At 53.7% G+C, this 21,352-nt stretch carries 22 protein-coding genes and 1 pseudogene; 12 read left to right on the top strand and 11 right to left on the bottom strand.

Translation table 11 applies throughout. The annotated features are described in order from the left end of the window. The first annotated feature begins 121 nt into the window (after positions 1 to 121). Positions 122 to 1,690 (top strand): bifunctional peptide-methionine (S)-S-oxide reductase MsrA/peptide-methionine (R)-S-oxide reductase MsrB, encoded by a 1,569-nt coding sequence (gene msrAB / locus KEM39_RS07475; RefSeq protein ID WP_211709784.1) that lies wholly within the window; start codon positions 122 to 124, stop codon positions 1,688 to 1,690. Positions 1,691 to 1,791: 101 nt separating this feature from the next. On the opposite strand, the gene KEM39_RS07470 is transcribed toward msrAB, so the two are convergent. The 3 genes from KEM39_RS07470 to KEM39_RS07460 all read right to left on the bottom strand — a co-directional run bounded on the left by KEM39_RS07470 (position 1,792) and on the right by KEM39_RS07460 (position 4,246). Then, on the bottom strand, positions 1,792 to 2,277 hold the full coding sequence (locus KEM39_RS07470) for a CinA family protein (protein WP_118997854.1): 486 nt from the start codon (positions 2,275 to 2,277) through the stop codon (positions 1,792 to 1,794). 24 nt (positions 2,278 to 2,301) lie between these two features. Beyond that, positions 2,302 to 3,150: a mechanosensitive ion channel family protein gene (locus KEM39_RS07465; RefSeq protein ID WP_118997853.1), complete on the bottom strand. Its 849-nt coding sequence runs from the start codon at positions 3,148 to 3,150 to the stop codon at positions 2,302 to 2,304. A gap of 94 nt (positions 3,151 to 3,244) precedes the next feature. Further along, positions 3,245 to 4,246 carry a thiamine ABC transporter substrate-binding protein gene (locus KEM39_RS07460; RefSeq protein ID WP_118997852.1) on the bottom strand — a complete coding sequence of 334 codons (1,002 nt, stop codon included), beginning with the start codon at positions 4,244 to 4,246 and terminating at the stop codon, positions 3,245 to 3,247. Positions 4,247 to 4,304: 58 nt separating this feature from the next. Here KEM39_RS07460 and KEM39_RS07455 point away from each other — a divergent pair, with 58 nt between their 5' ends. From KEM39_RS07455 to KEM39_RS07440, 5 genes and pseudogenes are all read left to right on the top strand, one after another. Further along, entirely contained in the window at positions 4,305 to 4,985 is a 681-nt protein-coding gene (locus KEM39_RS07455; RefSeq protein ID WP_118997851.1) for a pyrimidine 5'-nucleotidase, read from the top strand. 25 nt (positions 4,986 to 5,010) lie between these two features. After that, complete coding sequence (locus KEM39_RS07450) at positions 5,011 to 5,283, top strand: spore cortex protein (RefSeq protein WP_118997850.1); 273 nt, start codon at positions 5,011 to 5,013, stop codon at positions 5,281 to 5,283. A gap of 54 nt (positions 5,284 to 5,337) precedes the next feature. Continuing rightward, positions 5,338 to 6,708 carry a bifunctional UDP-N-acetylglucosamine diphosphorylase/glucosamine-1-phosphate N-acetyltransferase GlmU gene (glmU, locus tag KEM39_RS07445; RefSeq protein WP_118997865.1) on the top strand — a complete coding sequence of 457 codons (1,371 nt, stop codon included), beginning with the start codon at positions 5,338 to 5,340 and terminating at the stop codon, positions 6,706 to 6,708. 75 nt (positions 6,709 to 6,783) lie between these two features. Then, positions 6,784 to 6,879: a hypothetical protein gene (locus tag KEM39_RS12020; protein WP_118997849.1), complete on the top strand. Its 96-nt coding sequence runs from the start codon at positions 6,784 to 6,786 to the stop codon at positions 6,877 to 6,879. An 84-nt stretch (positions 6,880 to 6,963) separates the two neighbouring features. Continuing rightward, a pseudogene (locus tag KEM39_RS07440) lies at positions 6,964 to 7,248 on the top strand (zinc ribbon domain-containing protein YjdM); the annotation flags it as partial. Between the two features lie 70 nt (positions 7,249 to 7,318). Here KEM39_RS07440 and efeB read toward each other — a convergent pair. From efeB to efeU, 3 genes are all read right to left on the bottom strand, one after another. Beyond that, positions 7,319 to 8,584 (bottom strand): iron uptake transporter deferrochelatase/peroxidase subunit, encoded by a 1,266-nt coding sequence (gene efeB / locus KEM39_RS07435; protein WP_118997847.1) that lies wholly within the window; start codon positions 8,582 to 8,584, stop codon positions 7,319 to 7,321. 142 nt (positions 8,585 to 8,726) lie between these two features. Then, a complete protein-coding gene (efeO, locus tag KEM39_RS07430; protein WP_118997846.1) occupies positions 8,727 to 9,893 on the bottom strand; it encodes an iron uptake system protein EfeO in 1,167 nt (388 codons plus the stop codon). After that, the gene (gene efeU / locus KEM39_RS07425) at positions 9,890 to 10,729 is read right to left on the bottom strand and encodes an iron uptake transporter permease EfeU (RefSeq protein WP_118997845.1); all 840 of its coding nucleotides are present in this window, start codon (positions 10,727 to 10,729) and stop codon (positions 9,890 to 9,892) included. The genes efeO and efeU overlap by 4 nt, the downstream gene beginning before the upstream one ends. A 205-nt stretch (positions 10,730 to 10,934) precedes the next feature. On the opposite strand from efeU, the gene KEM39_RS07420 reads away from it, so the two are divergent. Continuing rightward, positions 10,935 to 12,260, top strand: coding sequence for a murein transglycosylase A (locus KEM39_RS07420; protein ID WP_118997844.1), 1,326 nt, complete (start codon positions 10,935 to 10,937; stop codon positions 12,258 to 12,260). 279 nt (positions 12,261 to 12,539) lie between these two features. Here KEM39_RS07420 and KEM39_RS07415 read toward each other — a convergent pair whose 3' ends face one another. Continuing rightward, entirely contained in the window at positions 12,540 to 13,061 is a 522-nt protein-coding gene (locus KEM39_RS07415; protein ID WP_192886346.1) for a hypothetical protein, read from the bottom strand. Between the two features lie 279 nt (positions 13,062 to 13,340). Here KEM39_RS07415 and glmS point away from each other — a divergent pair, with 279 nt between their 5' ends. Both glmS and metG read left to right on the top strand, forming a co-directional pair. Then, positions 13,341 to 15,179, top strand: a complete 1,839-nt coding sequence (gene glmS, locus KEM39_RS07410) for a glutamine--fructose-6-phosphate transaminase (isomerizing) (protein WP_118997842.1) — start codon at positions 13,341 to 13,343, stop codon at positions 15,177 to 15,179. Between the two features lie 105 nt (positions 15,180 to 15,284). Continuing rightward, positions 15,285 to 17,342 carry a methionine--tRNA ligase gene (gene metG, locus KEM39_RS07405; protein WP_211709783.1) on the top strand — a complete coding sequence of 686 codons (2,058 nt, stop codon included), beginning with the start codon at positions 15,285 to 15,287 and terminating at the stop codon, positions 17,340 to 17,342. 76 nt (positions 17,343 to 17,418) lie between these two features. Here the strand turns inward: metG and KEM39_RS07400 are convergent, their stop codons facing one another. The 4 genes from KEM39_RS07400 to KEM39_RS07385 form a co-directional block, all read right to left on the bottom strand. Continuing rightward, positions 17,419 to 18,372, bottom strand: coding sequence for a D-2-hydroxyacid dehydrogenase (locus KEM39_RS07400; RefSeq protein WP_211709782.1), 954 nt, complete (start codon positions 18,370 to 18,372; stop codon positions 17,419 to 17,421). An 85-nt stretch (positions 18,373 to 18,457) separates the two neighbouring features. Further along, positions 18,458 to 18,715 carry a hemagglutinin repeat-containing protein gene (locus KEM39_RS11890; RefSeq protein WP_118786714.1) on the bottom strand — a complete coding sequence of 86 codons (258 nt, stop codon included), beginning with the start codon at positions 18,713 to 18,715 and terminating at the stop codon, positions 18,458 to 18,460. 48 nt (positions 18,716 to 18,763) lie between these two features. Next, positions 18,764 to 19,192 (bottom strand): hypothetical protein, encoded by a 429-nt coding sequence (locus tag KEM39_RS07390; protein ID WP_211709781.1) that lies wholly within the window; start codon positions 19,190 to 19,192, stop codon positions 18,764 to 18,766. 2 nt (positions 19,193 to 19,194) lie between these two features. Beyond that, on the bottom strand, positions 19,195 to 19,527 hold the full coding sequence (locus tag KEM39_RS07385) for a DNA/RNA non-specific endonuclease (RefSeq protein ID WP_211709779.1): 333 nt from the start codon (positions 19,525 to 19,527) through the stop codon (positions 19,195 to 19,197). On the opposite strand from KEM39_RS07385, the gene KEM39_RS07380 reads away from it, so the two are divergent. From KEM39_RS07380 to lpxC, 3 genes are all read left to right on the top strand, one after another. Continuing rightward, positions 19,512 to 19,718, top strand: coding sequence for a DUF2061 domain-containing protein (locus tag KEM39_RS07380; RefSeq protein WP_211709786.1), 207 nt, complete (start codon positions 19,512 to 19,514; stop codon positions 19,716 to 19,718). The two genes, KEM39_RS07385 and KEM39_RS07380, sit on opposite strands and share 16 nt — an antisense overlap. A 77-nt stretch (positions 19,719 to 19,795) precedes the next feature. Then, the gene (locus KEM39_RS07375) at positions 19,796 to 20,125 is read left to right on the top strand and encodes an FKBP-type peptidyl-prolyl cis-trans isomerase (protein ID WP_002235320.1); all 330 of its coding nucleotides are present in this window, start codon (positions 19,796 to 19,798) and stop codon (positions 20,123 to 20,125) included. Positions 20,126 to 20,288: 163 nt separating this feature from the next. Beyond that, the gene (gene lpxC / locus KEM39_RS07370; protein ID WP_211709777.1) at positions 20,289 to 21,212 is read left to right on the top strand and encodes a UDP-3-O-acyl-N-acetylglucosamine deacetylase; all 924 of its coding nucleotides are present in this window, start codon (positions 20,289 to 20,291) and stop codon (positions 21,210 to 21,212) included. Positions 21,213 to 21,352 lie beyond the last annotated feature (140 nt).

Raw genomic sequence — 21,352 nt, 5'->3', positions numbered from 1 at the left:
ACTTGAAATAGGGAGTATTGTAGCGTATTTTACGCGGCAAGGTTGTCTGAAAATCCGAGCTGTAAGGTTTCGGCATCTCAAACGTCTAATCATACAAACCGTCCACACAGGAAACATCAAAATGAAACCCCGTACTTTCTTTTCCCTTTGCGCCAAGTTCGGCTGCCTGTTTGCGCTGGGTGCTTGTTCGCCCAAAATCGCCGATGCCGAAGCCGCGACCGTGCCGCACACTTTATCCACTTTGAAAACTGCGGACAACCGCCCCGCCGATGTTTATTTGAAAAAAGACAAACCGACGCTGATTAAATTCTGGGCGAGCTGGTGTCCTTTGTGTTTGTCCGAATTGGGGCAAACCGAAAAATGGGCGCAAGATGCAAAATTCGGTTACGCCAACCTGATTACCGTCGCCTCCCCCGGCTTTCTGCACGAGAAAAAAGACGGCGACTTTCAAAAATGGTATGCCGGTTTGAACTATCCCAAGCTGCCCGTCGTTACCGACAACGGCGGCACCATCGCCCAAAGCCTGAATATCAGTGTTTACCCTTCGTGGGCATTAATCGGCAAAGACGGCGACGTGCAGCGCATCGTCAAAGGCAGCATCAACGAAGCGCAGGCTTTGGCATTAATCCGCGACCCGAATGCCGATTTGGGCAGTTTGAAACATTCGTTCTACAAACCCGACACACAGAAAAAGGATTCAAAAATCATGAACACGCGCACCATCTACCTCGCAGGCGGCTGCTTCTGGGGTCTGGAAGCCTATTTCCAACGCATAGACGGCGTGGTTGACGCGGTATCCGGCTACGCCAACGGCAACACGAAAAATCCGAGCTACGAAGACGTGTCCTACCGCCATACGGGCCATGCCGAAACCGTCAAAGTGACCTACGATGCCGACAAACTCAGCCTCGACGACATCTTGCAATACTATTTCCGCGTCGTTGACCCGACCAGCCTCAATAAACAAGGCAACGACACCGGCACGCAATACCGCAGCGGCGTGTACTACACCGACCCTGCCGAAAAAACCGTCATCGCCGCCGCCCTCAAACGCGAGCAGCAAAAATACAAACTTCCCCTCGTCGTTGAAAACGAGCCGCTGAAAAACTTTTACGATGCCGAGGAATACCATCAGGACTACCTGATTAAAAACCCCAACGGCTACTGCCACATCGACATCCGCAAAGCCGACGAACCGCTGGCGGGCAAAACCCAAACCGCTCCGCAAGGCAAAGGTTTCGACGCGGCAACGTATAAAAAACCCAGCGATGCCGAACTCAAACGCACCCTGACCGAAGAGCAGTACCAAGTTACCCAACACAGCGCAACTGAATACGCCTTCAGCCACGAATACGACCACTTGTTCAAACCCGGCATTTATGTGGACGTTGTCAGCGGCGAACCCCTGTTCAGCTCCGCCGACAAATTCGATTCCGGCTGCGGCTGGCCGAGCTTCACGCGCCCGATTGATGCAAAATCCATTACCGAACACGATGATTTCAGCTTCAATATGCGCCGCACCGAAGTGCGCAGCCACGCCGCCGACTCACACTTGGGACACGTCTTCCCCGACGGCCCGCGCGACAAAGGCGGACTGCGCTACTGCATCAACGGCGCGAGCTTGAAATTCATCCCGCTGGAACAAATGGACGCGGCAGGCTACGGCGCGTTGAAAGGCAAAGTGAAATAAACCGCACCGCCGCCTAACCCGACAAAATGCCGTCTGAAACCTGCAATGTTTCAGACGGCATTTTTTATCCGATGGGGATTTTGTCCAGACGGAGATTTTGTTCAGACGGCATCGCCGCCGTTTTCAACCAGCCCCGCCAACCGTTCCAACGCAAAGGCGACGGCCTGCGCGCGGACGGATTCGCGGTTGCCGTCAAAACGGCGTATTTCTTCACAACTTCCGCCCGGAAAGGCAAACCCGAACCAAACCGTGCCGACGGGTTTGCTTTCGCTGCCGCCGCCCGGGCCGGCGATGCCGGAAATACCGACGGCGTAATCCGCCTGCGCCACGGCTTTCGCGCCGCGTGCCATCTCATAGACGGTTTGGCGGCTGACCGCGCCGTGTTCGAGCAGGGTTTCGGGCAACACGCCCAAGCGGTCTTCTTTGGCTTTGTTGCTGTATGTTACAAAACTTTGATCAAACCATTGCGAACTGCCTGCAACGCTTGTGAATGCGGCGGCAAGCAGCCCACCCGTGCAGGATTCGGCACAGCTTACGGTTTGACGTTTTTTCGTCAGGTTTCGGGCGATGGTGTGCAACGCGTCCATTTCCCCCCTCCTTTCAGACGGCGTTTAAGAATTGATGATGTGTATGTCGCGTTGCGGGAACGGGATGTTGATATTGACTTTGCGGAGGTTTTCGACCACTTGTTCGTTCAAGTCGCATTGCAGCGTCCAGCGGTCCGACTCGTGCGCCCAAGCCCATAATGTGATTTCGATGGCATTGTCGCCCAAGGCAGTGATGTAGGCAGCGGCCTGCCGCTCTTCGTTTTGAATGCTCAAGGGGTGTTCTGTAGCGGCTTTCAACACCGCCTCTTTCGCCACTTTCAAATCACAGTCGTAATCGACGCCGACAACCACTTGGGCGCGGCAAAGCGGCAGGGTGGAACGGTTGACGATGCTGTTGCCCATCACCACGCTGTTGGGCAGTACGACTTCTTCGTTGTCGGTCGTCCGCAAAGAAGTCTGCACCATTTTAATCTCCCGGACATATCCTTCAAAACCGCCGACGCGGATAAAGTCGCCGACTTTGAACGGGCGGAACAGGATAATCAGCGCGCCGGCGGCAAAATTGGACAGCTGGTCTTTCAGGGACAACGCCACCGCCAAACCCGCGCCGCCGATTAAGGCGGTTACGGATGTTGTGGAAACGCCCAATCTGCCCAATGCGGCAATAATCACCAAAATCAATAAGCCGATATTGGCGACATTGCCAAGGAAGCTGATCAGCGTGGCATCGACCTTGGCGCGCGTCATCGCCGCCCTCATCACGGCGACAATGCGTTTCGCCGCCCATTTCCCGATCAGGAAAATAAGCAGCGCGGCGGCGAGGTTCAGCCCGAACGCCCACGCCTTTTCAGCCAGATGCTCCCAGCCGGAAGCACTTATCAGGCGTAAAAAATCAAATTGTTTGAAGTCCATTGTTTTTCCTCTCAATCGAACATCCGCCCCGTGCGGCGTAATCGGCACAGGTGTAAAAATGCCGTCTGAAGCCCTGCGGGGCGGTATGTTTGTTTTATTTCAAAACCGTCCTGATCCAACGGGAAACCCATCCGCGCTGGTTCGCATCAATATCGCGCTGCGCGGGGGCGGTAGTGTGCGTCGGGGCTTGGGCGAAGCGGAACACGTCGGGCAGGCGCGTGTTTTTGACGGCGGGGTAAACCCACATTTCGGACGGAATCGCCTGCTGCACTTCCCGACTTTGCAGCCATTGCACCAGTTTTGCCGCCAGCTTCGGCTGTTTCGCGCCCTTCAAGACCGCCGCGCCTTCGACCTGACGGAATACGCCGCCTTTTAAAAACAGGTTGCCCGTCGGCGGCTCGCTGTATTTGCCTTTGGAAAAATACACTTCCGCCGCCGGACTGGCGGCATAACCGACCACCAGCGGATACGCGCCGCCGTTGTGCGAAAAGTCGGTGTAATACGCCTCGCTCCAGCCTTTGGCGACCTTCACGCCGTTCTGCCGCATCTGTGCCCACCATTTGAACGCGCCTTCTTCGCCCAGACCGCTGATGTTCGCCATCAGGAAGCCCAGCCCCGGGGACGACGTGGCGGGAGACGGCACGACCAATAGGTTTTTATATTCGGGGCGGGTCAAATCCTGCAGGGTTTGCGGCAGAGGAAGCTTTTTGCCTTCAAACCATTTTTTGTCGTAATTGATGGACACATAGCCGTAATCGACCGCCAAAGCCGAAGTCAGCCCGACCACGACGGGGGCGGATTCGGGTTGCGCCGCCGCCAAAATGCCCATTTCCCGCGCCTTGCCGATATTGGCGTTGTCCAAACCATACACCGCGTCGGCAATCGGGTTGGCGCGGCTCAAAATCAGCTTGTTGAGCATTTCGTTCGCGCCGCCCGCCTGAATAATCGACACTTTCGCATCGTTTGCCCGCTCGAAACGCGCAATCAGCCCTTTGGGCAGGCTGAACGACTTATGCACCGCCAGCCTGACTTCCGTCTGCGCCTGCAGGTATGCCGAAACCGCCAGCAGCGGCAGCAGCCAAATTTTCCGTTTCATTCCGAGTCCTCCTCTATTCGCTGTAAAATAACATTCTAACAAATTTTCACGGTTCAACATGCAAGAAAACCCGACCGTGTGGCTGTTCGACCTCGACAACACGCTGCACGATGCCGACGCAGGCATCTTCACGCTCATCAACCGCGCTATGACACGCTATATGACACGCCGCCTCAAACTCTCCGAATCCGCCGCGTCCGACCTGCGTCAAGACTATTGGCACCGCTACGGCGCAACGCTCGCCGGACTGCAAATCCACCATCCCGAAATCGACATCGCCGAATTTTTGCGCGAAAGCCATCCGATTGACGAGGTTTTGACCCGTCTGCACGGTATGCCGGAAACACAAAACACCCTGAGCCGCCTAAAAGGGCGCAAGGCGGTTTTTTCCAACGGCCCGTCGTTTTACGTCCGTGCCGTTGTCGGCGCACTCGGTTTGGAAAACCGTTTCGACGCGCTTTTCGGCACGGATGATTTCGGGCTGCTGTACAAACCCAATCCGCAAGCGTATCTCAATGTCTGCCGCCTGTTGGACGTACCGCCCGAATGCTGCATTATGGTGGACGACAGCGCGGACAACCTGCATCAGGCAAAAGCATTGGGCATGAAAACCGTCCGGTTCGGTGCAAAAGTGCACGACCTGCCCTTTATCGATGCTTCCGTAAGCGATATGGCGCAACTGGCTCGGTATGCAGAAACTTTGTCAGAACACCGCCAAACTCATTACAATACCCTCTAAACCCCGAAAATACGAAAGAAAAGCCATGCGTAAAACCTTCCTCTTCCTGACCGCTGCCGCCGCCCTTTTGTCGGGCTGCGCGTGGGAAACTTATCAAGACGGCAGCGGCAAAACCGCCGTCCGTCAAAAATATCCCGCCGGCACGCCCGTTTATTACCAAGACGGCAGCTATTCGAAAAATATGAACTACAACCAATACCGCCCCGAACGCCGCGCCGTGTTGCCCGACCAAGCCGGCAACAACGCCGACGAAGCGCATCGCCAACACTGGCAAAAACCAAAGTTTCAAAACCGATAAACCCGCCCGATGCCGTCTGAAGCCGCTTCAGACGGCATCGCACAGGAAAACGCTATGCCGCACAACACTTTAAACATCGTCATCCTCGCTGCCGGCAAAGGCACGCGCATGTATTCGCAAAAGCCCAAGGTTTTGCACGAAATCGGCAGCGAAACAATGCTCGGGCGTGTGATCGACACCGCCGCCGCGCTTAATCCGCAAAACATCTGCGTCGTCGTCGGCCACGGCAAAGAGCAAGTTTTAGACACCGTCAAACGCGATGTCGTCTGGGTCGAACAAACCGAACAGCTCGGCACCGGCCACGCCGTCAAAACCGCCCTGCCCCACCTTTCCGCCGAAGGCCGCACGCTGGTGTTGTACGGCGACGTCCCCCTGATTGACGTTGAAACCCTCAAAACCCTGCTCGAAGCCGCCGGCAACGAAGTCGGACTGCTGACCGACGTTCCCGCCGACCCGACAGGTTTGGGCCGCATCATCCGCGACAGCAACGGTAGCGTAACCGCCATTGTCGAAGAAAAAGACGCAAGTGCCGCCCAAAAAGCCGTGAAAGAAATCAATACCGGCATTTTGGTTCTGCCCAACGCCAAACTCGAAGCTTGGTTGAACAGCCTTTCCAGCAACAACGCCCAAGGCGAATATTATCTGACCGACCTCATCTCCAAAGCCGTTTCAGACGGCATCAAAGTTCATCCCGTCCAAGTGCGCGCCTCCTACCTCGCCGCCGGCGTGAACAACAAACGCCAGCTCGCCGAACTCGAGCGCATCTTCCAAACCGGACAAGCGCAAGAATTGCTCAAAGCAGGCGTTACTCTACGCGACCCGGCACGTTTCGATTTACGAGGCCGTCTGAAACACGGACAAGATGTCGTAATTGATGTGAACTGTATCTTTGAAGGCGAAATCGAGCTCGGCGACAACGTCGAAATCGGCGCAAACTGCGTCATCAAAAACGCCAAAATCGGCGCCAACACCAAAATCGCCCCCTTCTCCCACCTCGAAGACTGCGAAGTCGGCGAAAACAACCGAATCGGTCCATACGCCCGTTTGCGTCCGCAAGCCCGCCTTGCAGACGACGTACACGTCGGCAACTTCGTCGAAATCAAAAACGCCGCCATCGGCAAAGGCACCAAAGCCAACCACCTCACCTACATCGGCGACGCCGAAGTCGGCAGAAAAACCAACTTCGGCGCGGGTACGATTATTGCCAACTACGACGGCGTGAACAAACACAAAACCGTCATCGGCGACGAAGTCCGCATCGGTTCAAACTGCGTACTGGTTGCCCCTGTAACACTGGGCAACAAAGTAACCACCGGCGCAGGCAGCACGATTACCCGCAACGTCGAAGACAACAAACTCGCCCTCGCCCGCGCCCGCCAAACCGTCATCGAATGCTGGGTGCGGCCTGAAAAAAACAAACAATAAAGCTATGCCGTCTGAAGCCGGTTTCAGGCTTCAGACGGCATCCCAAAAACAAACATCCGATAAGGACGGCAAACTATGTCATTACCCCCTTGCCCGCAATGCGCCTCCGAATACACCTATGTTTCAACACACAGGACGACACATAAAGCACCGCCCTATGTGTTGCCCTGATTTGGAAGGGGTTACACCCCTCCCAAATAAATTCTGATTCTACCGCCCTAAAGGGCGGGGTTTCAACCGAAAAGGAAATACGATGAAGACGGCGGACAATACATCTGCCCCGAATGCGCCCACGAATGGAATGAAACCGAATCCGCCGCCGACCTTGCGGCTCAAGTGTGCGATGCCAACGGCGCAGTGCTGCAAAACGGCGATACCGTCATCCTCATCAAAGACCTCAAGGTAAAAGGCAGCTCGATGGTGATCAAACAAGGTACGAAGGTCAAAGGCATACGCCTGCAAGAAGGCGATCACAACATCGGCTGCAAAATCGACGGCAGCGCGATGAATTTAAAATCCGAATTCGTCAAAAAAGCCTGACCGTCCAAAACAAGAAACGCCGTCCGAACCCGTTTGGCAAGGTTCGGACGGCGTTTCTTATATGGAGGATTTATACGCCCAGCAGCCCTTGTCCCAAGAAGCCGCCTTTTTCCACGCCGGGCAGCACGAAGAAATAGCCGCCGCCGAAGGGGCTGATGTATTCTTCCAGCGGTTCGCCATTGAGGAGGTTTTGCACGAAGATGAATCCGTCGGCAAGGTTTGCCTGATAGCAGATGAACACCAGCCCGACATCAAGCTGTCCGCTTGAGGCGAGTCCGCGCGAATAGTTGTAGGCGCGGCGGAAGAGGCGGTGTTTTTTGAGGAATTCGGGATTGCGCGGATTCGCCAGGCGTATATGGCTGTCTTTGGGCGTGGTATTACCCTCGGGGTCTTTGGCAAAATCCGGTTGGTCGGCTTCTTTTTTGCCATCCATCGGCGCGCCGCTGTATTTTCGCCGCCCGAAAATGTCAGTTTGCTCTTGAAGCGGCGTCCTGTCCCAAAACTCGACAAAGTGGCGGATAAGGCGGACTGCCTGATAGCTGCCGTTTTTCGCCCACTCCGGTTCGTCGAGGCTGTTGGCGGCCACACCCGTCCATAAAACCTCGTCGGCGGTTTTGGGGTCGGAAACTTTGGGATTGCCTGTGCCGTCGCGGAAGCCCAACAGGTTGCGCGCCGCCATCGCGCCGGGTTCGGATTTGGGCTGCCACCCGTCGATACTCCAGCGGATAACGGCGGTTTGGGCGGTGTGTTTAATGATGTCGCGCAGGGCGGCTTGGCAGGTTTCGGGGGTGAAGGCGCAGATTTGCAGGCTCAAATCGCCGTCGCACCAGCTTTTTTGCAGCTTGTCGTTGGGGAAGTCGCGCATTTCCTGCAAATGAACCGGTTTTTTGTCTTTGAGTCCGAATCGTCCGTCAAACAGGCTGCTGCCCACCCCCACGGTAATAGTCAATCCGTCGGGGTTGAAGGCTTTGCCCAAAATGCCGCTACCGGCGGGCGGAAGTTTGTCGTCTCCGTCTTGGTATTCGCCGCCTTGGGTGAGAAACTCGATACGGGCGGTCAGCGTGCGGAACAGATTTTCCAGCTGCTTGGCACTTTGCGCGGTAACGTCGAAGGCGCACATAATAGAAAATGCCTGCTGCGGCGTAACGATGCCTGCCTGATGTTCGCCGTAGCAGGGATAAGCTTGGGGCGAGTGTTGGCTTTCAGCGGTGCGTTCGGCGGTTTCGCCCTGTTTTTTGCCGCCGAGATAACCTCCGATTGCGCCGACTGCTCCGGCTGCGATCGCAGTTTTAAAGAGAGTGCGCCTGGTCGGTTGTGTCGGGTTGTTCGTACTCATGTTTTATCCTTTGTTTAAACTCTGTATCCGATACAGCGGAACGCGGGGAACGGAAACCTCCGCCTTTTTCAATACCTTTCCGGTTTTGCAGATAAAATTTCAGACGGCATCTGTCGCCAAATGCCGTCTGAACGCTTAAGGCTTATTTCAAACCGAGTATGCCACGAAGTTGGGCAAGGTCTTCGGCAAGCGCGTTAATAGGGGCCTGTAACGCTTTGCGGTCGGCTTCGCTCAGCTTATCGTAGGTTTCAAAACCGTCTTTGGTCCGGTATTTCGCCAAAATTTCGTTGACCTGTTTGAAGTTGGTATCGGTTTTTTCCAACAAGGCTTTGTTTTTAGCCTCAATCAGCGGACGGAACAAATCGACGATTTTTTTAGATCCGTCCACATTGGCTTGGAAGTCGCTCAAATCGGTGTGGCTGTACCGGTCTTCTTCGCCGCTGATTTTACTGCCCGCTACTTCTTCAATCAGTTCGGACGCGCCGCCGACCACTTTGCCCGGAGGGAATGCCAATGCGTCGATTTCTTTTTGCAGGGCTTCGACATCGGTCATCAGTTTCGCTGCAATTTCCTTCACGCCGGATACGTCTTTTTCTACCCAAAGTGCGTGTTCGATACGGTGGAAGCCGGTAAACCCGGCATCTTTCGCGCCGTCTTTGAAGTCGTCTTCACGCGCATCGATGACAGGGTCGAGTTCGCTGAAAAGCTCGGCAATCGGTTCGATGCGTTCGTAATGGACGCGGGTGGCGGCAAACAGGGATTTGGCCTTTTCAATGTCGCCGGCTTTGACGGCTTCAGTAAAGGTTTTGGTTTTCGCCACCAGCTCTTTAACCTCGCCTTGAACGTAAGCTTTATAGTCGGCGAGCGGTTGGGACAGTTTTTCCAAATCCGCTTCGTTGGCAGTGCCTTTAAAGCCGCTGTCGGTAACCACCAGCTTGCCGCGCGGATTGGTCAAGAGGCCGCAGGTCATTTCGTATTCGCCCGGCAGCAGGGTTACAGTCATTTTATCGGAAAGTCCGGGGGCGATGTTTTCGCGCTCGTCCACCACCATCACGCCTTTCAGGATTTCCCATTCGAGCTTGCGGCCGCTGTTGTTTTTAATATTGAACACAACCTGTCCGCTCGGCACGGTCAGTTCCATCGGTTCGCAGGCATTGTCGTTGACGGCGATACTGACCGAACCGCCCTCGTTGGCGGTTTGCGCCTCACCGGACGCGGCCGGCGCAGCTTTCTCCGCCTCCGGCGGCTGGCACGCGGTCAAACCTAAGGCAAGCATCACGGACAATGCGGTCAAATTGAATTTTCTCATTTCAGCTCCTCTTTACGGGTTAAAGTTTCAGACGGCCTGCTGCCGCACAAAAACCAAGTCATGACGGGAATAAGGTACAGCAGCCAAACCAAGACCTCGCCCTGCGTCGGATGGTCGGTATAGCCGAAAAATCCGCCAAGCAGCACACCTAACGGACTGTCTTCGTGCAAATATTTTGATGAGTCGAACACAATGTCCTGAAGCGCGTTCCAAATGCCTGCTTCGTGCAGCGCACGCAGCGAACCAGCAAGCAGACCGGCGGCAACGATAATCAGAAACGCCCCCGTCCAACGGAAAAACTTCGCCAGATTCAGGCGCATCCCACCCTGATAAATCAACGCGCCAATCACGGCGGCAGCCAAAACCCCCGCTACCGCGCCGGCCGGCATCTGCCACGTCGGGCTCTGTTTGAATACGGCAAGCAGGAAAAAAACGCTCTCCAAACCTTCGCGCGCCACGGCAAGAAACGCCATACCGACCAAGGCCCATCCTTGACCGCTGCCACGGTTCAAAGCCGCCTGCACGGAATCCTGAAGCTGCTGCTTCATCGAACGCGCCGCCTTTTTCATCCATAAAATCATATAAGTCAGCATGGCAACGGCAACCAAACCGATGATGCCGACGACAAACTCCTGCTGCTTCTGGGGAATCTCGCCCGTTGCCGAATGGATTCCGTACCCCAGCCCCAAACACATCAAAGAAGCAAGAACAACCCCGAACCAGACTTTAGGCATCAGTTTCGAATGGCCGGACTGCTTCAGAAAACCTGCAACGATACCGACGATGAGCGCAGCTTCGATACCCTCGCGCAACATAATTAAAAAAGCAACCAGCATAATTATCAGTTTATAAGTAAATGGACAGCATATTATCAGGACATTTACATGACTTGTAAATAAGAATACAAACTATTTTCTTCTGTTTTTAGACCACCCCACCGCCGGAAAACTTCAGGGCTGTGTTAAAATCTCTTTTTTCAAACCTTTAAAAAATCAGTCACTTTAAAATCCGATTCAAGGATTTCAACGGCATTGCCCCATTATGAAAAAACACCTGTTTCAAACGGCGCTGTTTGGCATGGTTGCCGCCATTCTTGCCGCCTGTCAAAGCAAAAGCATCCAAACCCTCCCGATTCCCGATACATCCGTTATTCAAGGCCCCGACCGCCCTGCGGGTACCCCTTTTCCCGCCGGTACGGCAGTTTCGGGCGGAGGGGCGGTTTACACGGCGGTTCCTCACGACAGCCTGCCGCACTGGAGCGCGCAAAACTTTACCCAGAGCCTGCAGTCTTTCAAGCTCGGATGCTCAAGTTTGAAAAACCACCAAGGCTGGCAAGATGTGTGTGCACAAGCCTTTCAAACCCCTGTGCAACATTTGCCGGCAAAATACTTTTTTGAACGCTATTTCACCCCTTGGCAGGTTGCAGACAACGGAAGCCTTGCCGGCACGGTTACTGGCTATTACGAACCGGTACTGCAAGGGGATGACAGACGGACGGCCCAAGCCCGCTTCCCTATTTATGGTATTCCCAATGATTTTATTTCCGTCCCGCTGCCTGCAGGTTTGAGGAGCGGAAAAAACCTTGTCCGCATCAGGCAGACGGGAAAAAACAGCGGCACAATCGACAATGCCGGAGGCACGCATACCGCCGACCTCTCCCAATTCCCCATCACTGCGCGCACAACGGCAATCAAGGGCAGGTTTGAAGGAGGCCGCTTCCTCCCTTACCACACGCGAAACCAAATCAACGGCGGCGCGCTTGACGGCAAAGCCCCCATCCTCGGCTATGCCGAAGACCCCGTCGAACTTTTTTTCATGCACATACAAGGCTCGGGCCGTCTGAAAACCCCGTCCGGCAAATACATCCGCATCGGCTATGCCGACAAAAACGAGCATCCGTATGTTTCCATCGGAAAATACATGGCGGATAAGGGCTACCTCAAGCTCGGGCAGACCTCGATGCAGGGCATTAAGTCTTATATGCGGCAAAATCCGCAACGCCTCGCCGAAGTTTTGGGGCAAAACCCCAGCTATGTCTTTTTCCGCGAGCTTGCCGGAAGCAGCAATGACGGCCCCGTCGGCGCACTGGGCACTCCGTTGATGGGAGAATATGCCGGCGCAGTCGATCGGCACTACATTACCTTGGGTGCCCCCTTATTTGTCGCCACCGCCCACCCTGTTACCCGCAAAGCCCTCAACCGCCTGATTATGGCGCAGGATACCGGCAGCGCGATTAAAGGTGCGGTGCGCGTGGATTATTTCTGGGGTTACGGCGACGAAGCCGGCGAACTTGCCGGCAAACAGAAAACCACGGGATATGTCTGGCAGCTTCTGCCCAACGGTATGAAACCCGAATACCGCCCGTAAACCGGCCAAACAATGCCGTCTGAAGCCCATCACGGCCAATCGGGCGCATTAAGGCGAAGTTTTGCGATACCGCAGGCACAAGCCGGCCGGTCGGACAAAACGCCTTTTTTATTGGAGGAATGGATTTCCGCCCGAACAAAAATACCCTTTGCAAACGATCGGAATCGGACGGGTATTCAAACGCGTCCGAACAAAAAAAGGCGGACATTCCCGCCCGCCTGTACCGGTACAGAAACCGCACATCCGATTCGGCGGCGGCATCCTCCCGGTTATCCTCTGCTAAAGCAACAATGCCCGGGGTCTGCCGTTGCATTTGATTTCTTTTTCCAATTCGTCAAACTCGGCTTCAAACCGCCGTTTCAACTGCTCGATCGCCGCCTGACGCTGCTGATACGTTTGGTTTGACGGCAACGCATTTCGCGCGTCGAGGTATGCCTGTGCCGTTTGTCCGCACTTTTTCTGATGGGCGATGATTTTGTCCTTCATCGCCGCATCGGTTTTGACATACTGCCTGCGTTCGACATACAGCTCTTTCCCGTCGTCGGAAAGTTTGATCGGGATTTCCCCTATCCCCGTGTTTATCGAAAGCGCGCCGTCTTTTTCAGACAAAAGCATAGATTCTTCCTTACCTGTAACCACGTTGATTTTATTAAGGAAGTAATTGCCTTTTTCTTTTTTGACGACAATCATACCCTCTTTTTTGTCCGATTTTTCGCGCCAATAACCCTCGTAACTACCGGCATCCTTGCCGCAGCCCGCCAACACCGCCGCCACGCCGACGGCCAAAAGCATTTGTTTCATTTCCATACTCCGTTAACATTAAGACCGAGCGAGTATATTGTTTTTTTTTTTCAGCTTGTCAATATTGATTTGCAAAAACTATAAACTGGCGGCAGGCAATGCCGTCTGAACACCCTTCCCGGATAAACAGGGAAATCCCTCCTTTTTTTGAGCAAGCCCAAGCCTTCAGACGGCATTTTGCTGTTTTCCGACACTAGGCGGTTTATAATCCGAAGCGGAAGGTGTGGCACGGGAGCCGTCCGCGCCTGTTTTTTTTCAACCGGATACTAAGGAACAGTTATGTGCGGTATCGTCGGCGCCATCCGCGCCCATCACAACGTCGTCGATTTTTTGACCGACGGCCTCAAACGCCTCGAATACCGGGGTTATGACTCATCAGGCATTGCCGTCAATACCGACGGCAAAATCAAACGCGTGCGCCGCGTCGGACGCGTGCAGCTTATGGAGGACGCAGCACGCGAAAAAGGCATCAGCGGCAGCATCGGCATCGGGCATACGCGCTGGGCGACACACGGCGGCGTTACCGAGCCGAACGCCCACCCGCACATCAGCGGCGGTATGATTGCCGTCGTCCACAACGGCATCATCGAAAACTTTGAAAGCGAACGCAAACGTTTGGAAGGTTTGGGATACCGTTTTGAATCGCAAACGGATACCGAAGTCATCGCCCACAGCATCAATCACGAATACGCGCAAAACGGCGGCAGGCTGTTTGAAGCCGTGCAGGAAGCGGTCAAACGTTTCCACGGCGCATACGCCATCGCGGTTATTGCCCAAGACAAGCCTGATGAATTAGTTGTGGCGCGTATGGGCTGCCCGCTTTTGGTCGCTTTGGGCGACGATGAAACCTTTATCGCTTCGGACGTATCCGCCGTCATCGCCTTTACGCGCCGCGTGGCATACCTCGAAGACGGCGACATCGCACTGCTGGCTTCAGACGGCATCAAAAGGCTGACCGATAAAAGCGGCCTGCCTGCCGAACGCAAAGTCAAGGTATCCGAACTCTCGCTCGCCTCTTTGGAACTGGGGCCGTACAGCCACTTTATGCAAAAAGAAATCCACGAGCAACCCCGCGCGATTGCGGACACGGCGGAAGTTTTCCTCGACGGCGGCTTCATCCCCGAAAACTTCGGCAAAAACGCCAAAAGCGTGTTTGAAAGCATCCGCAGCGTCAAAATCCTTGCCTGCGGCACTTCCTATTACGCCGCGCTGACCGCCAAATATTGGTTGGAATCCATCGCCAAAATCCCGGCCGATGTCGAAATCGCCAGCGAATACCGATACCGCAGCGTGATTGCCGACCCCGACCAACTGGTCATTACCATTTCCCAATCCGGCGAAACGCTGGACACGATGGAGGCTTTGAAATACGCCAAATCTTTGGGACACCGCCACAGCCTCTCCATCTGCAACGTGATGGAATCCGCCCTGCCGCGCGAAAGCAGCCTCGTGCTTTATACCCGTGCCGGTGCGGAAATCGGCGTCGCCTCGACCAAGGCGTTTACCACGCAGCTGGTTGCGCTGTTCGGTTTGGCGGTAACGCTGGCGAAAGTGCGCGGTTTGGTATCCAAAGAAGACGAAGCGCGTTACACCGAAGAACTCCGCCAGCTTCCCGGCAGCGTGCAGCACGCTTTGAACCTCGAACCGCAAATTGCCGCTTGGGCGCAACAGTTTGCCAAGAAAACCAGCGCGCTGTTTTTAGGGCGCGGCATCCATTACCCGATTGCCCTCGAGGGTGCGTTGAAGCTGAAGGAAATCACCTACATCCACGCCGAAGCCTATCCTGCCGGCGAACTGAAGCACGGGCCGCTTGCCCTGGTGGACGAAAATATGCCCGTCGTCGTCATCGCGCCCAATGACAGCCTGCTGGACAAAGTCAAAGCCAATATGCAGGAAGTCGGCGCGCGCGGCGGCGAACTTTTCGTCTTTGCCGACCTCGACAGTAATTTTAATGCCACCGAAGGTGTGCACGTTATCCGCGCACCGCGCCATGTCGGAGAATTATCCCCCGTCGTGCATACCGTCCCCGTGCAGCTCCTCGCCTATCACACCGCCCTCGCGCGCGGCACGGATGTGGACAAGCCGCGCAATCTGGCGAAATCCGTAACCGTCGAATAAATCCCGCCGGTTGGCAAAAATGCCGTCTGAAGCCCGATTTTTCAGGCTTCAGACGGCATTTACGGTATAATTCCCCTTTACCATCTATCCCCAAAAGCATAAACCATGACACGCAAAATCCTCGTTACCTCTGCCCTGCCATATGCCAACGGCAGCATCCACCTCGGCCACATGGTCGAACACATCCAAACCGACGTTTGGGTACGCTTCCAAAAACTGCGCGGCCACGAATGCTACTACTGCTGCGCCGATGACACCCACGGCACGCCCGTGATGCTTGCCGCGCAAAAACAAGGCATCGCGCCTGAGGACATGATTGCCAAAGTGCGCGAAGAGCACCTCGCCGACTTTACTGGTTTCGGCATCGGCTACGACAATTATTACAGCACCCATTCCCCTGAAAACAAACAGTTTTCCCAAGACATTTACCGCGCGCTGAAAGCCAACGGCAAAATCGAAAGCCGCGTCATCGAGCAGCTTTTCGACCCTGAAAAGCAAATGTTCCTGCCCGACCGCTTCGTCAAAGGCGAATGCCCCAAATGCCACGCCCAAGACCAATACGGCGACAACTGCGAAGTCTGCGGCACGACCTATTCCCCGACCGAACTGATCAACCCGTATTCCGCCGTTTCCGGTGCCAAACCCGAATTACGCGAATCCGAACACTTCTTCTTCAAACTGGGCGAATGCGCCGACTTCCTCAAAGCATGGACTTCCGGCAACAACCCGCACGACGGCAAGCCCCATCTGCAACCAGAAGCCCTCAACAAAATGAAAGAATGGCTGGGCGAAGGCGAAGAAACCACGCTGTCCGACTGGGACATTTCACGTGACGCCCCGTATTTCGGTTTTGAAATCCCCGACGCGCCGGGCAAATACTTCTACGTCTGGCTGGACGCGCCCGTCGGCTACATGGCATCGTTTAAAAACCTGTGCGGCCGCATCGGCATCGATTTCGACGAATACTTCAAAGCCGGCAGCCAAACCGAGATGTACCACTTCATCGGCAAAGACATCCTCTATTTCCACGCCCTGTTTTGGCCTGCCATGCTACATTTCTCCGGCTACCGCGCCCCGACCGGCGTGTACGCACACGGCTTCCTAACCGTCGACGGACAAAAAATGTCCAAATCGCGCGGCACGTTTATTACCGCCAAATCCTATCTGGAACAAGGCCTAAACCCCGAGTGGATGCGCTACTACATCGCCGCCAAACTCAACAGCAAAATCGAAGACATCGATTTGAACCTGCAAGACTTTATCTCGCGCGTCAACAGCGACCTCGTCGGCAAATACGTCAACATCGCCGCCCGCGCATCAGGTTTCATCGCCAAACGCTTTGAAGGCCGTCTGAAAGACGTTTCAGGCAGCGCATTGTTGGCAAAACTGACTGCGCAAAGCGAAGCCATTGCCGAATGCTACGAAAGCCGCGAATACGCCCGCGCCCTGCGCGACATCATGGCTTTGGCTGATGCGGTGAACGAATACGTTGATGCCAACAAACCGTGGGAACTGGCGAAACAAGAAGGCCAAGACGAACGCCTGCACGAAGTATGCAGCGAGCTCATCAACGCCTTTACCATGCTGACCGCCTACCTTGCCCCCGTATTGCCGAAAGTGGCCGAAAACGCCGCCAAATTCCTGAATTTGGAAGCCATCACTTGGGCAAATACACGCAAAACCTTGGGCGAACACGCCATCAACAAATACGAACATTTAATGCAACGAGTGGAGCAAAAACAAGTGGACGATTTAATCGAAGCCAACAAACAAAGCATCGCCGCCGCAGCCGCGCCTGCCGCCGAAGAGAGCAAATACGAAAAAGTCGCCGAACAAGCGAGCTTTGACGACTTTATGAAAATCGACATGCGCGTCGCCAAAGTATTGAACTGCGAAGCCGTCGAGGGTAGCACCAAACTTTTGAAATTCGACCTCGATTTTGGTTTTGAAAAACGCATTATCTTCTCCGGCATCGCCGCGTCTTACCCGAACCCTGCCGAATTGAACGGCCGCATGGTCATTGCCGTCGCCAACTTCGCCCCGCGCAAAATGGCAAAATTCGGCGTATCTGAAGGCATGATTCTCTCCGCCGCCACGGCAGACGGGAAACTGAAGCTCTTGGATGTGGATACAGGCGCGCAACCGGGCGACAAAGTCGGTTAAGTAGAAATATCAAAAACAATGCCGTCTGAACCCTTTGGGCGTTCAGACGGCATTGTTTTTCGTCATCCCGACAAGCTCAAACCACGCGGTTTTGCGCCTCACCTTTCACAAAGGCGTGAATGTTCGCCAACAATATATCGAACAGCCTGTCCAACGCTTCACGGCTTGCCCACGCGGTATGTGGCGTAACAATCAGATTGGGAAGGCGGGTCTTCAACAGGGGATTGCCGCTCCTCGGCGGTTCCTCCGTCAAAACATCGACACCAGCCCCGCCAATCTGCCCGTATTTGAGTGCGGCAAGCAGCGCGTTTTCATCCACCAGCCCGCCGCGCCCGCAATTGATTAAAACCGCGCCGGGCTTCATCTGCCGCAATTCGTTTTCGCCTATCATATTTTCAGTTTGGGCGTTCAGCGGACAGTGCAGCGACAACACATCGGCAGTCCGTACCGCATCTTCAAAGGAAACATAGCCTTCACGCACAGCGGGCGCGTGTTTGTGTTCGGCAAACACCACCCTCATACCGAACGCCTGTGCATATCGGGCAAGCGTCCGTCCTATATTGCCGCGTCCGAAAACCGCCAGCGTTTTGCCGTTCAAATCCCGAATCGGCGCACCGTAATGGCAGAAAAACGGCGACTTTTCCCATAATCCTGCCGCGACATCACGCTGATAGGCAGGCAAATTCCGCATCAACGCAATCATCAGCATAAAGGCGTGTTCCGCAACCGATTCGTTTCCGTAGGCGCGGACATTGCATACCGCAACGCCCGCCGCCTCCGCCGCCCCAATATCGACATTGTTCACGCCGGTCGCACTGACGGCAATCAGCTCAAGCTGAGGATTATCCGCAATGATATCGGCAGAAATGACAACCTTATTGGTGATGACGATGTGCGCACCGCATACGCGTACCGCCGTTTCCGCGGCATCTGTCGTACCGTAAACCGCAAGCTCGTGTGGAAAATCGAAGTGAAAAGTCCGACCGGGCAAAGTATCCGCATCCAAAACAACGATCTTTTTATGATTCATAATTTCTATCCTTATTTGGAAAATGATTTATTTACACTAACATTAAATAGCAAATTTAAACCGCGCAACCTTATGATAATCTTTATCATTCCTCCGTCAATGTCCAATCCGGGAGAGGATGATGCTTAAGGGCATCGCCTTCGGCGGAGATTTGTGCGCCTTTGGCTTCGATGTTGCCTTCGGTGGCACGGATGCTGAGATGGCGGCCGGCTGTCAGCGAGCTGCCGACGGCTTCGGCGCTGCTGCCATCCTGCACCTGCGTGCTGCGGCTGCGGGCACAATCAGAGCCGAACCGAAACCGAGCAGCAGGCTGAAAGCCAGCGTGCCCAAATGCAAACGACAGCCTGAATGGGGTTTCGGGCTGCCTTTAATCTGCATTATGGAATCATGATTAGCCATACGGGTTTTCTGTTTTTTGCTTTTCTTCTTTAAACCATTGTTCAAAAATATTACCCGGTGTTAAATCATCTCTATGCGAGAAAAATTTTTCATATGAATAATTAGCGGATGCTTTCTGATTTACATTGTCATATATGAGTTTCAACTGAGTTGGAATTTCCTGATGATTCTCGGCAAAGACAGAGCATAGTTCCGAATAATCTTCCATTCCAAGATTAAGAAACTGCCATTGAATCTCTTTTGTATTAAAAGACTCCTTTCTCATAATTTTATTAACCACTTTAAAAAAAGCATCAAAAGACAATACGTTTCTTTCCCTTGCACCATATATATAGACAGCGGTAACCCCCTCTCCTGAAAATTCAAGTGCCAAGCTAAGCATACGTTTTTGTATTTCTGATATCTTATCTTCAAATTTCATTTTTACTTTCCTGTGTTGTAAATCTTTTCAACTTTTTTAATGCCATCAATTTCATATTGAATAACAAAATGATCTGGCCTTAAACTATTTCCCTTGTATTGTGTATCAACATTTACCGTTACGCGTTTCTTTTCCATTAATGCATTTGCCCATTCATTTTCTAGAATTTTATAATTGCTTAAATTAACTCCGCTAAGCTGGGATACCAGATTATCCAACTTTGGAGACCCGCCAAATCTATCTCCCGCCAAATGACCAGCATGATCACCACTGAGTTTTCCCGGAGTATTAGGGTTATGATGAAGCCTGTCGGAAAACCCTGACTTTTGCCGCACTGCATTTCAGCACCGCTTTCAGTGTAACCTATGTACTGACGGGCAGTATAGGCGTATCGGGAGCGGTCGCGCTGGTCGAGCCCCTAATCAACACCGTCGTTTTCTATTTCCATGAAAAAGCATGGAACCTTTACGAAAAAAATAAAACAGTCCAACAAACACAGCCATTTCAGCTGCACCGGTGCGGATGACGCGCTGGCGGCATTTGACTTCGCCGGACGGTATGTTACCCTTGCCGTTTTGACCAACAAGCAACGAAAGGACAAATATGGGCAGCCTGATTATTGAAGATTTGCAGGAAGGCTTCGGAAAAGAGGCGGTAAAGGGTAAAGAAATCACCGTCCACTACACCGGCTGGCTGGAAGACGGCACCAAATTCGACTCCAGCCTCGACCGCCGCCAGCCGCTGACCATCACGCTCGGCGTCGGACAAGTTATCAAAGGTTGGGACGAAGGCTTCGGCGGCATGAAGGAAGGTGGCAAACGCAAGCTGACCATCCCTTCGGAAATGGGTTACGGCGCACATGGTGCCGGCGGTGTGATTCCCCCGCATGCCACTTTGATATTTGAAGTCGAGCTGTTGAAAGTGTACGAATAAAGCTGCCTGACCCATGCCGTCTGAAACACAAACAAATCGTTTCAGACGGCATTTTGTTTTAAATAAAACATCCGTATTGGCAAATACTATTGAAAAACATAGCCTGTTTTTCCGGTTTTATCGTATCATTCCCTAACTTACCCCATTGATAAGGAAGCGGTTTATGCTGCAAAGAACTTTGGCGAAATCCATCAGCGTTACCGGAGTCGGCCTGCATTCCGGCGAACGGGTCGCACTGACCCTGCATCCCGCACCTGAAAACAGCGGGATTTCATTCCGCCGCACGGATTTGGACGGCGAGATGGGTGAACAAATCAAGCTGACCCCTTATTTAATCAACGATACCCGCCTTTCCTCCACCATCGTTACCGACAAAGGCGTGCGCGTCGGCACAATCGAACACATTATGTCCGCGCTGTCCGCCTACGGTATCGACAATGCGCTGATTGAGCTGAACGCGCCCGAAATCCCGATTATGGACGGCTCCAGCCTGCCGTTTATTTACCTTTTGCAAGATGCGGGCGTAGTCGATCAAAAGGCGCAAAAGCGTTTTTTGAAAATCCTCAAGCCTGTCGAAATCAAAGAAGCGGGCAAATGGGTACGATTTACGCCGTACGACGGCTTTAAGGTAACGCTGACCATCGAATTCGACCATCCGGTTTTCAACCGCAGCTCTCCCACTTTTGAAATCGATTTTGCAGGTAAATCCTACATCGATGAAATCGCACGCGCGCGCACCTTCGGCTTTATGCACGAAGTGGAAATGATGCGCGCCCACAATCTGGGATTGGGCGGCAATCTGAACAACGCCATCGTGATTGACGACACGGATGTTCTGAATCCTGAAGGCTTGCGCTATCCCGATGAGTTTGTGCGCCATAAAATCCTTGATGCCATCGGCGATTTGTATATCGTCGGACACCCGATTGTCGGCGCGTTTGAAGGCTACAAATCGGGACACGCCATCAACAACGCACTCTTGCGCGCGGTTTTAGCAGACGAAACGGCTTACGAATGGGTGGAATTTTCCGACAGCGATGATTTGCCCGACGCATTTCACGAGCTGAACATCAGAAATTGTGGATAACGCCCCATTCTCCAAACAAATGCCGTCTGAATCGATAAAATACCCGCTTCAGACGGCATTTTTATATACGTATCCCATCCGAAACTTTATAGTGGATTAACAAAAATCAGGACAAGGCGACGAAGCCGCAGACAGTACAA

The sequence above is a fragment of the Neisseria sp. Marseille-Q1983 genome (assembly GCF_018224585.1).
Classification (GTDB): Bacteria; Pseudomonadota; Gammaproteobacteria; order Burkholderiales; family Neisseriaceae; genus Neisseria; species Neisseria polysaccharea.
Note: the sequence above shows the minus strand (reverse complement) of the source record. Positions and strands in the feature narration are given on the sequence as shown.

Bases quoted from the DNA above. Each gene is read 5' to 3' on its own strand.
- msrAB (WP_211709784.1), top strand. From the start codon at position 122: ATGAAACCCCGTACTTTCTTTTCCCTTTGCGCCAAGTTCGGCTGCCTG.
- KEM39_RS07470 (WP_118997854.1), bottom strand. From the start codon at position 2,277: ATGGACGCGTTGCACACCATCGCCCGAAACCTGACGAAAAAACGTCAA.
- KEM39_RS07465 (WP_118997853.1), bottom strand. From the start codon at position 3,150: ATGGACTTCAAACAATTTGATTTTTTACGCCTGATAAGTGCTTCCGGC.
- KEM39_RS07460 (WP_118997852.1), bottom strand. From the start codon at position 4,246: ATGAAACGGAAAATTTGGCTGCTGCCGCTGCTGGCGGTTTCGGCATAC.
- KEM39_RS07455 (WP_118997851.1), top strand. From the start codon at position 4,305: ATGCAAGAAAACCCGACCGTGTGGCTGTTCGACCTCGACAACACGCTG.
- KEM39_RS07450 (WP_118997850.1), top strand. From the start codon at position 5,011: ATGCGTAAAACCTTCCTCTTCCTGACCGCTGCCGCCGCCCTTTTGTCG.
- glmU (WP_118997865.1), top strand. From the start codon at position 5,338: ATGCCGCACAACACTTTAAACATCGTCATCCTCGCTGCCGGCAAAGGC.
- KEM39_RS12020 (WP_118997849.1), top strand. From the start codon at position 6,784: ATGTCATTACCCCCTTGCCCGCAATGCGCCTCCGAATACACCTATGTT.
- efeB (WP_118997847.1), bottom strand. From the start codon at position 8,584: ATGAGTACGAACAACCCGACACAACCGACCAGGCGCACTCTCTTTAAA.
- efeO (WP_118997846.1), bottom strand. From the start codon at position 9,893: ATGAGAAAATTCAATTTGACCGCATTGTCCGTGATGCTTGCCTTAGGT.
- efeU (WP_118997845.1), bottom strand. From the start codon at position 10,729: ATGCTGGTTGCTTTTTTAATTATGTTGCGCGAGGGTATCGAAGCTGCG.
- KEM39_RS07420 (WP_118997844.1), top strand. From the start codon at position 10,935: ATGAAAAAACACCTGTTTCAAACGGCGCTGTTTGGCATGGTTGCCGCC.
- KEM39_RS07415 (WP_192886346.1), bottom strand. From the start codon at position 13,061: ATGAAACAAATGCTTTTGGCCGTCGGCGTGGCGGCGGTGTTGGCGGGC.
- glmS (WP_118997842.1), top strand. From the start codon at position 13,341: ATGTGCGGTATCGTCGGCGCCATCCGCGCCCATCACAACGTCGTCGAT.
- metG (WP_211709783.1), top strand. From the start codon at position 15,285: ATGACACGCAAAATCCTCGTTACCTCTGCCCTGCCATATGCCAACGGC.
- KEM39_RS07400 (WP_211709782.1), bottom strand. From the start codon at position 18,372: ATGAATCATAAAAAGATCGTTGTTTTGGATGCGGATACTTTGCCCGGT.
- KEM39_RS07390 (WP_211709781.1), bottom strand. From the start codon at position 19,192: ATGAAATTTGAAGATAAGATATCAGAAATACAAAAACGTATGCTTAGC.
- KEM39_RS07375 (WP_002235320.1), top strand. From the start codon at position 19,796: ATGGGCAGCCTGATTATTGAAGATTTGCAGGAAGGCTTCGGAAAAGAG.
- lpxC (WP_211709777.1), top strand. From the start codon at position 20,289: ATGCTGCAAAGAACTTTGGCGAAATCCATCAGCGTTACCGGAGTCGGC.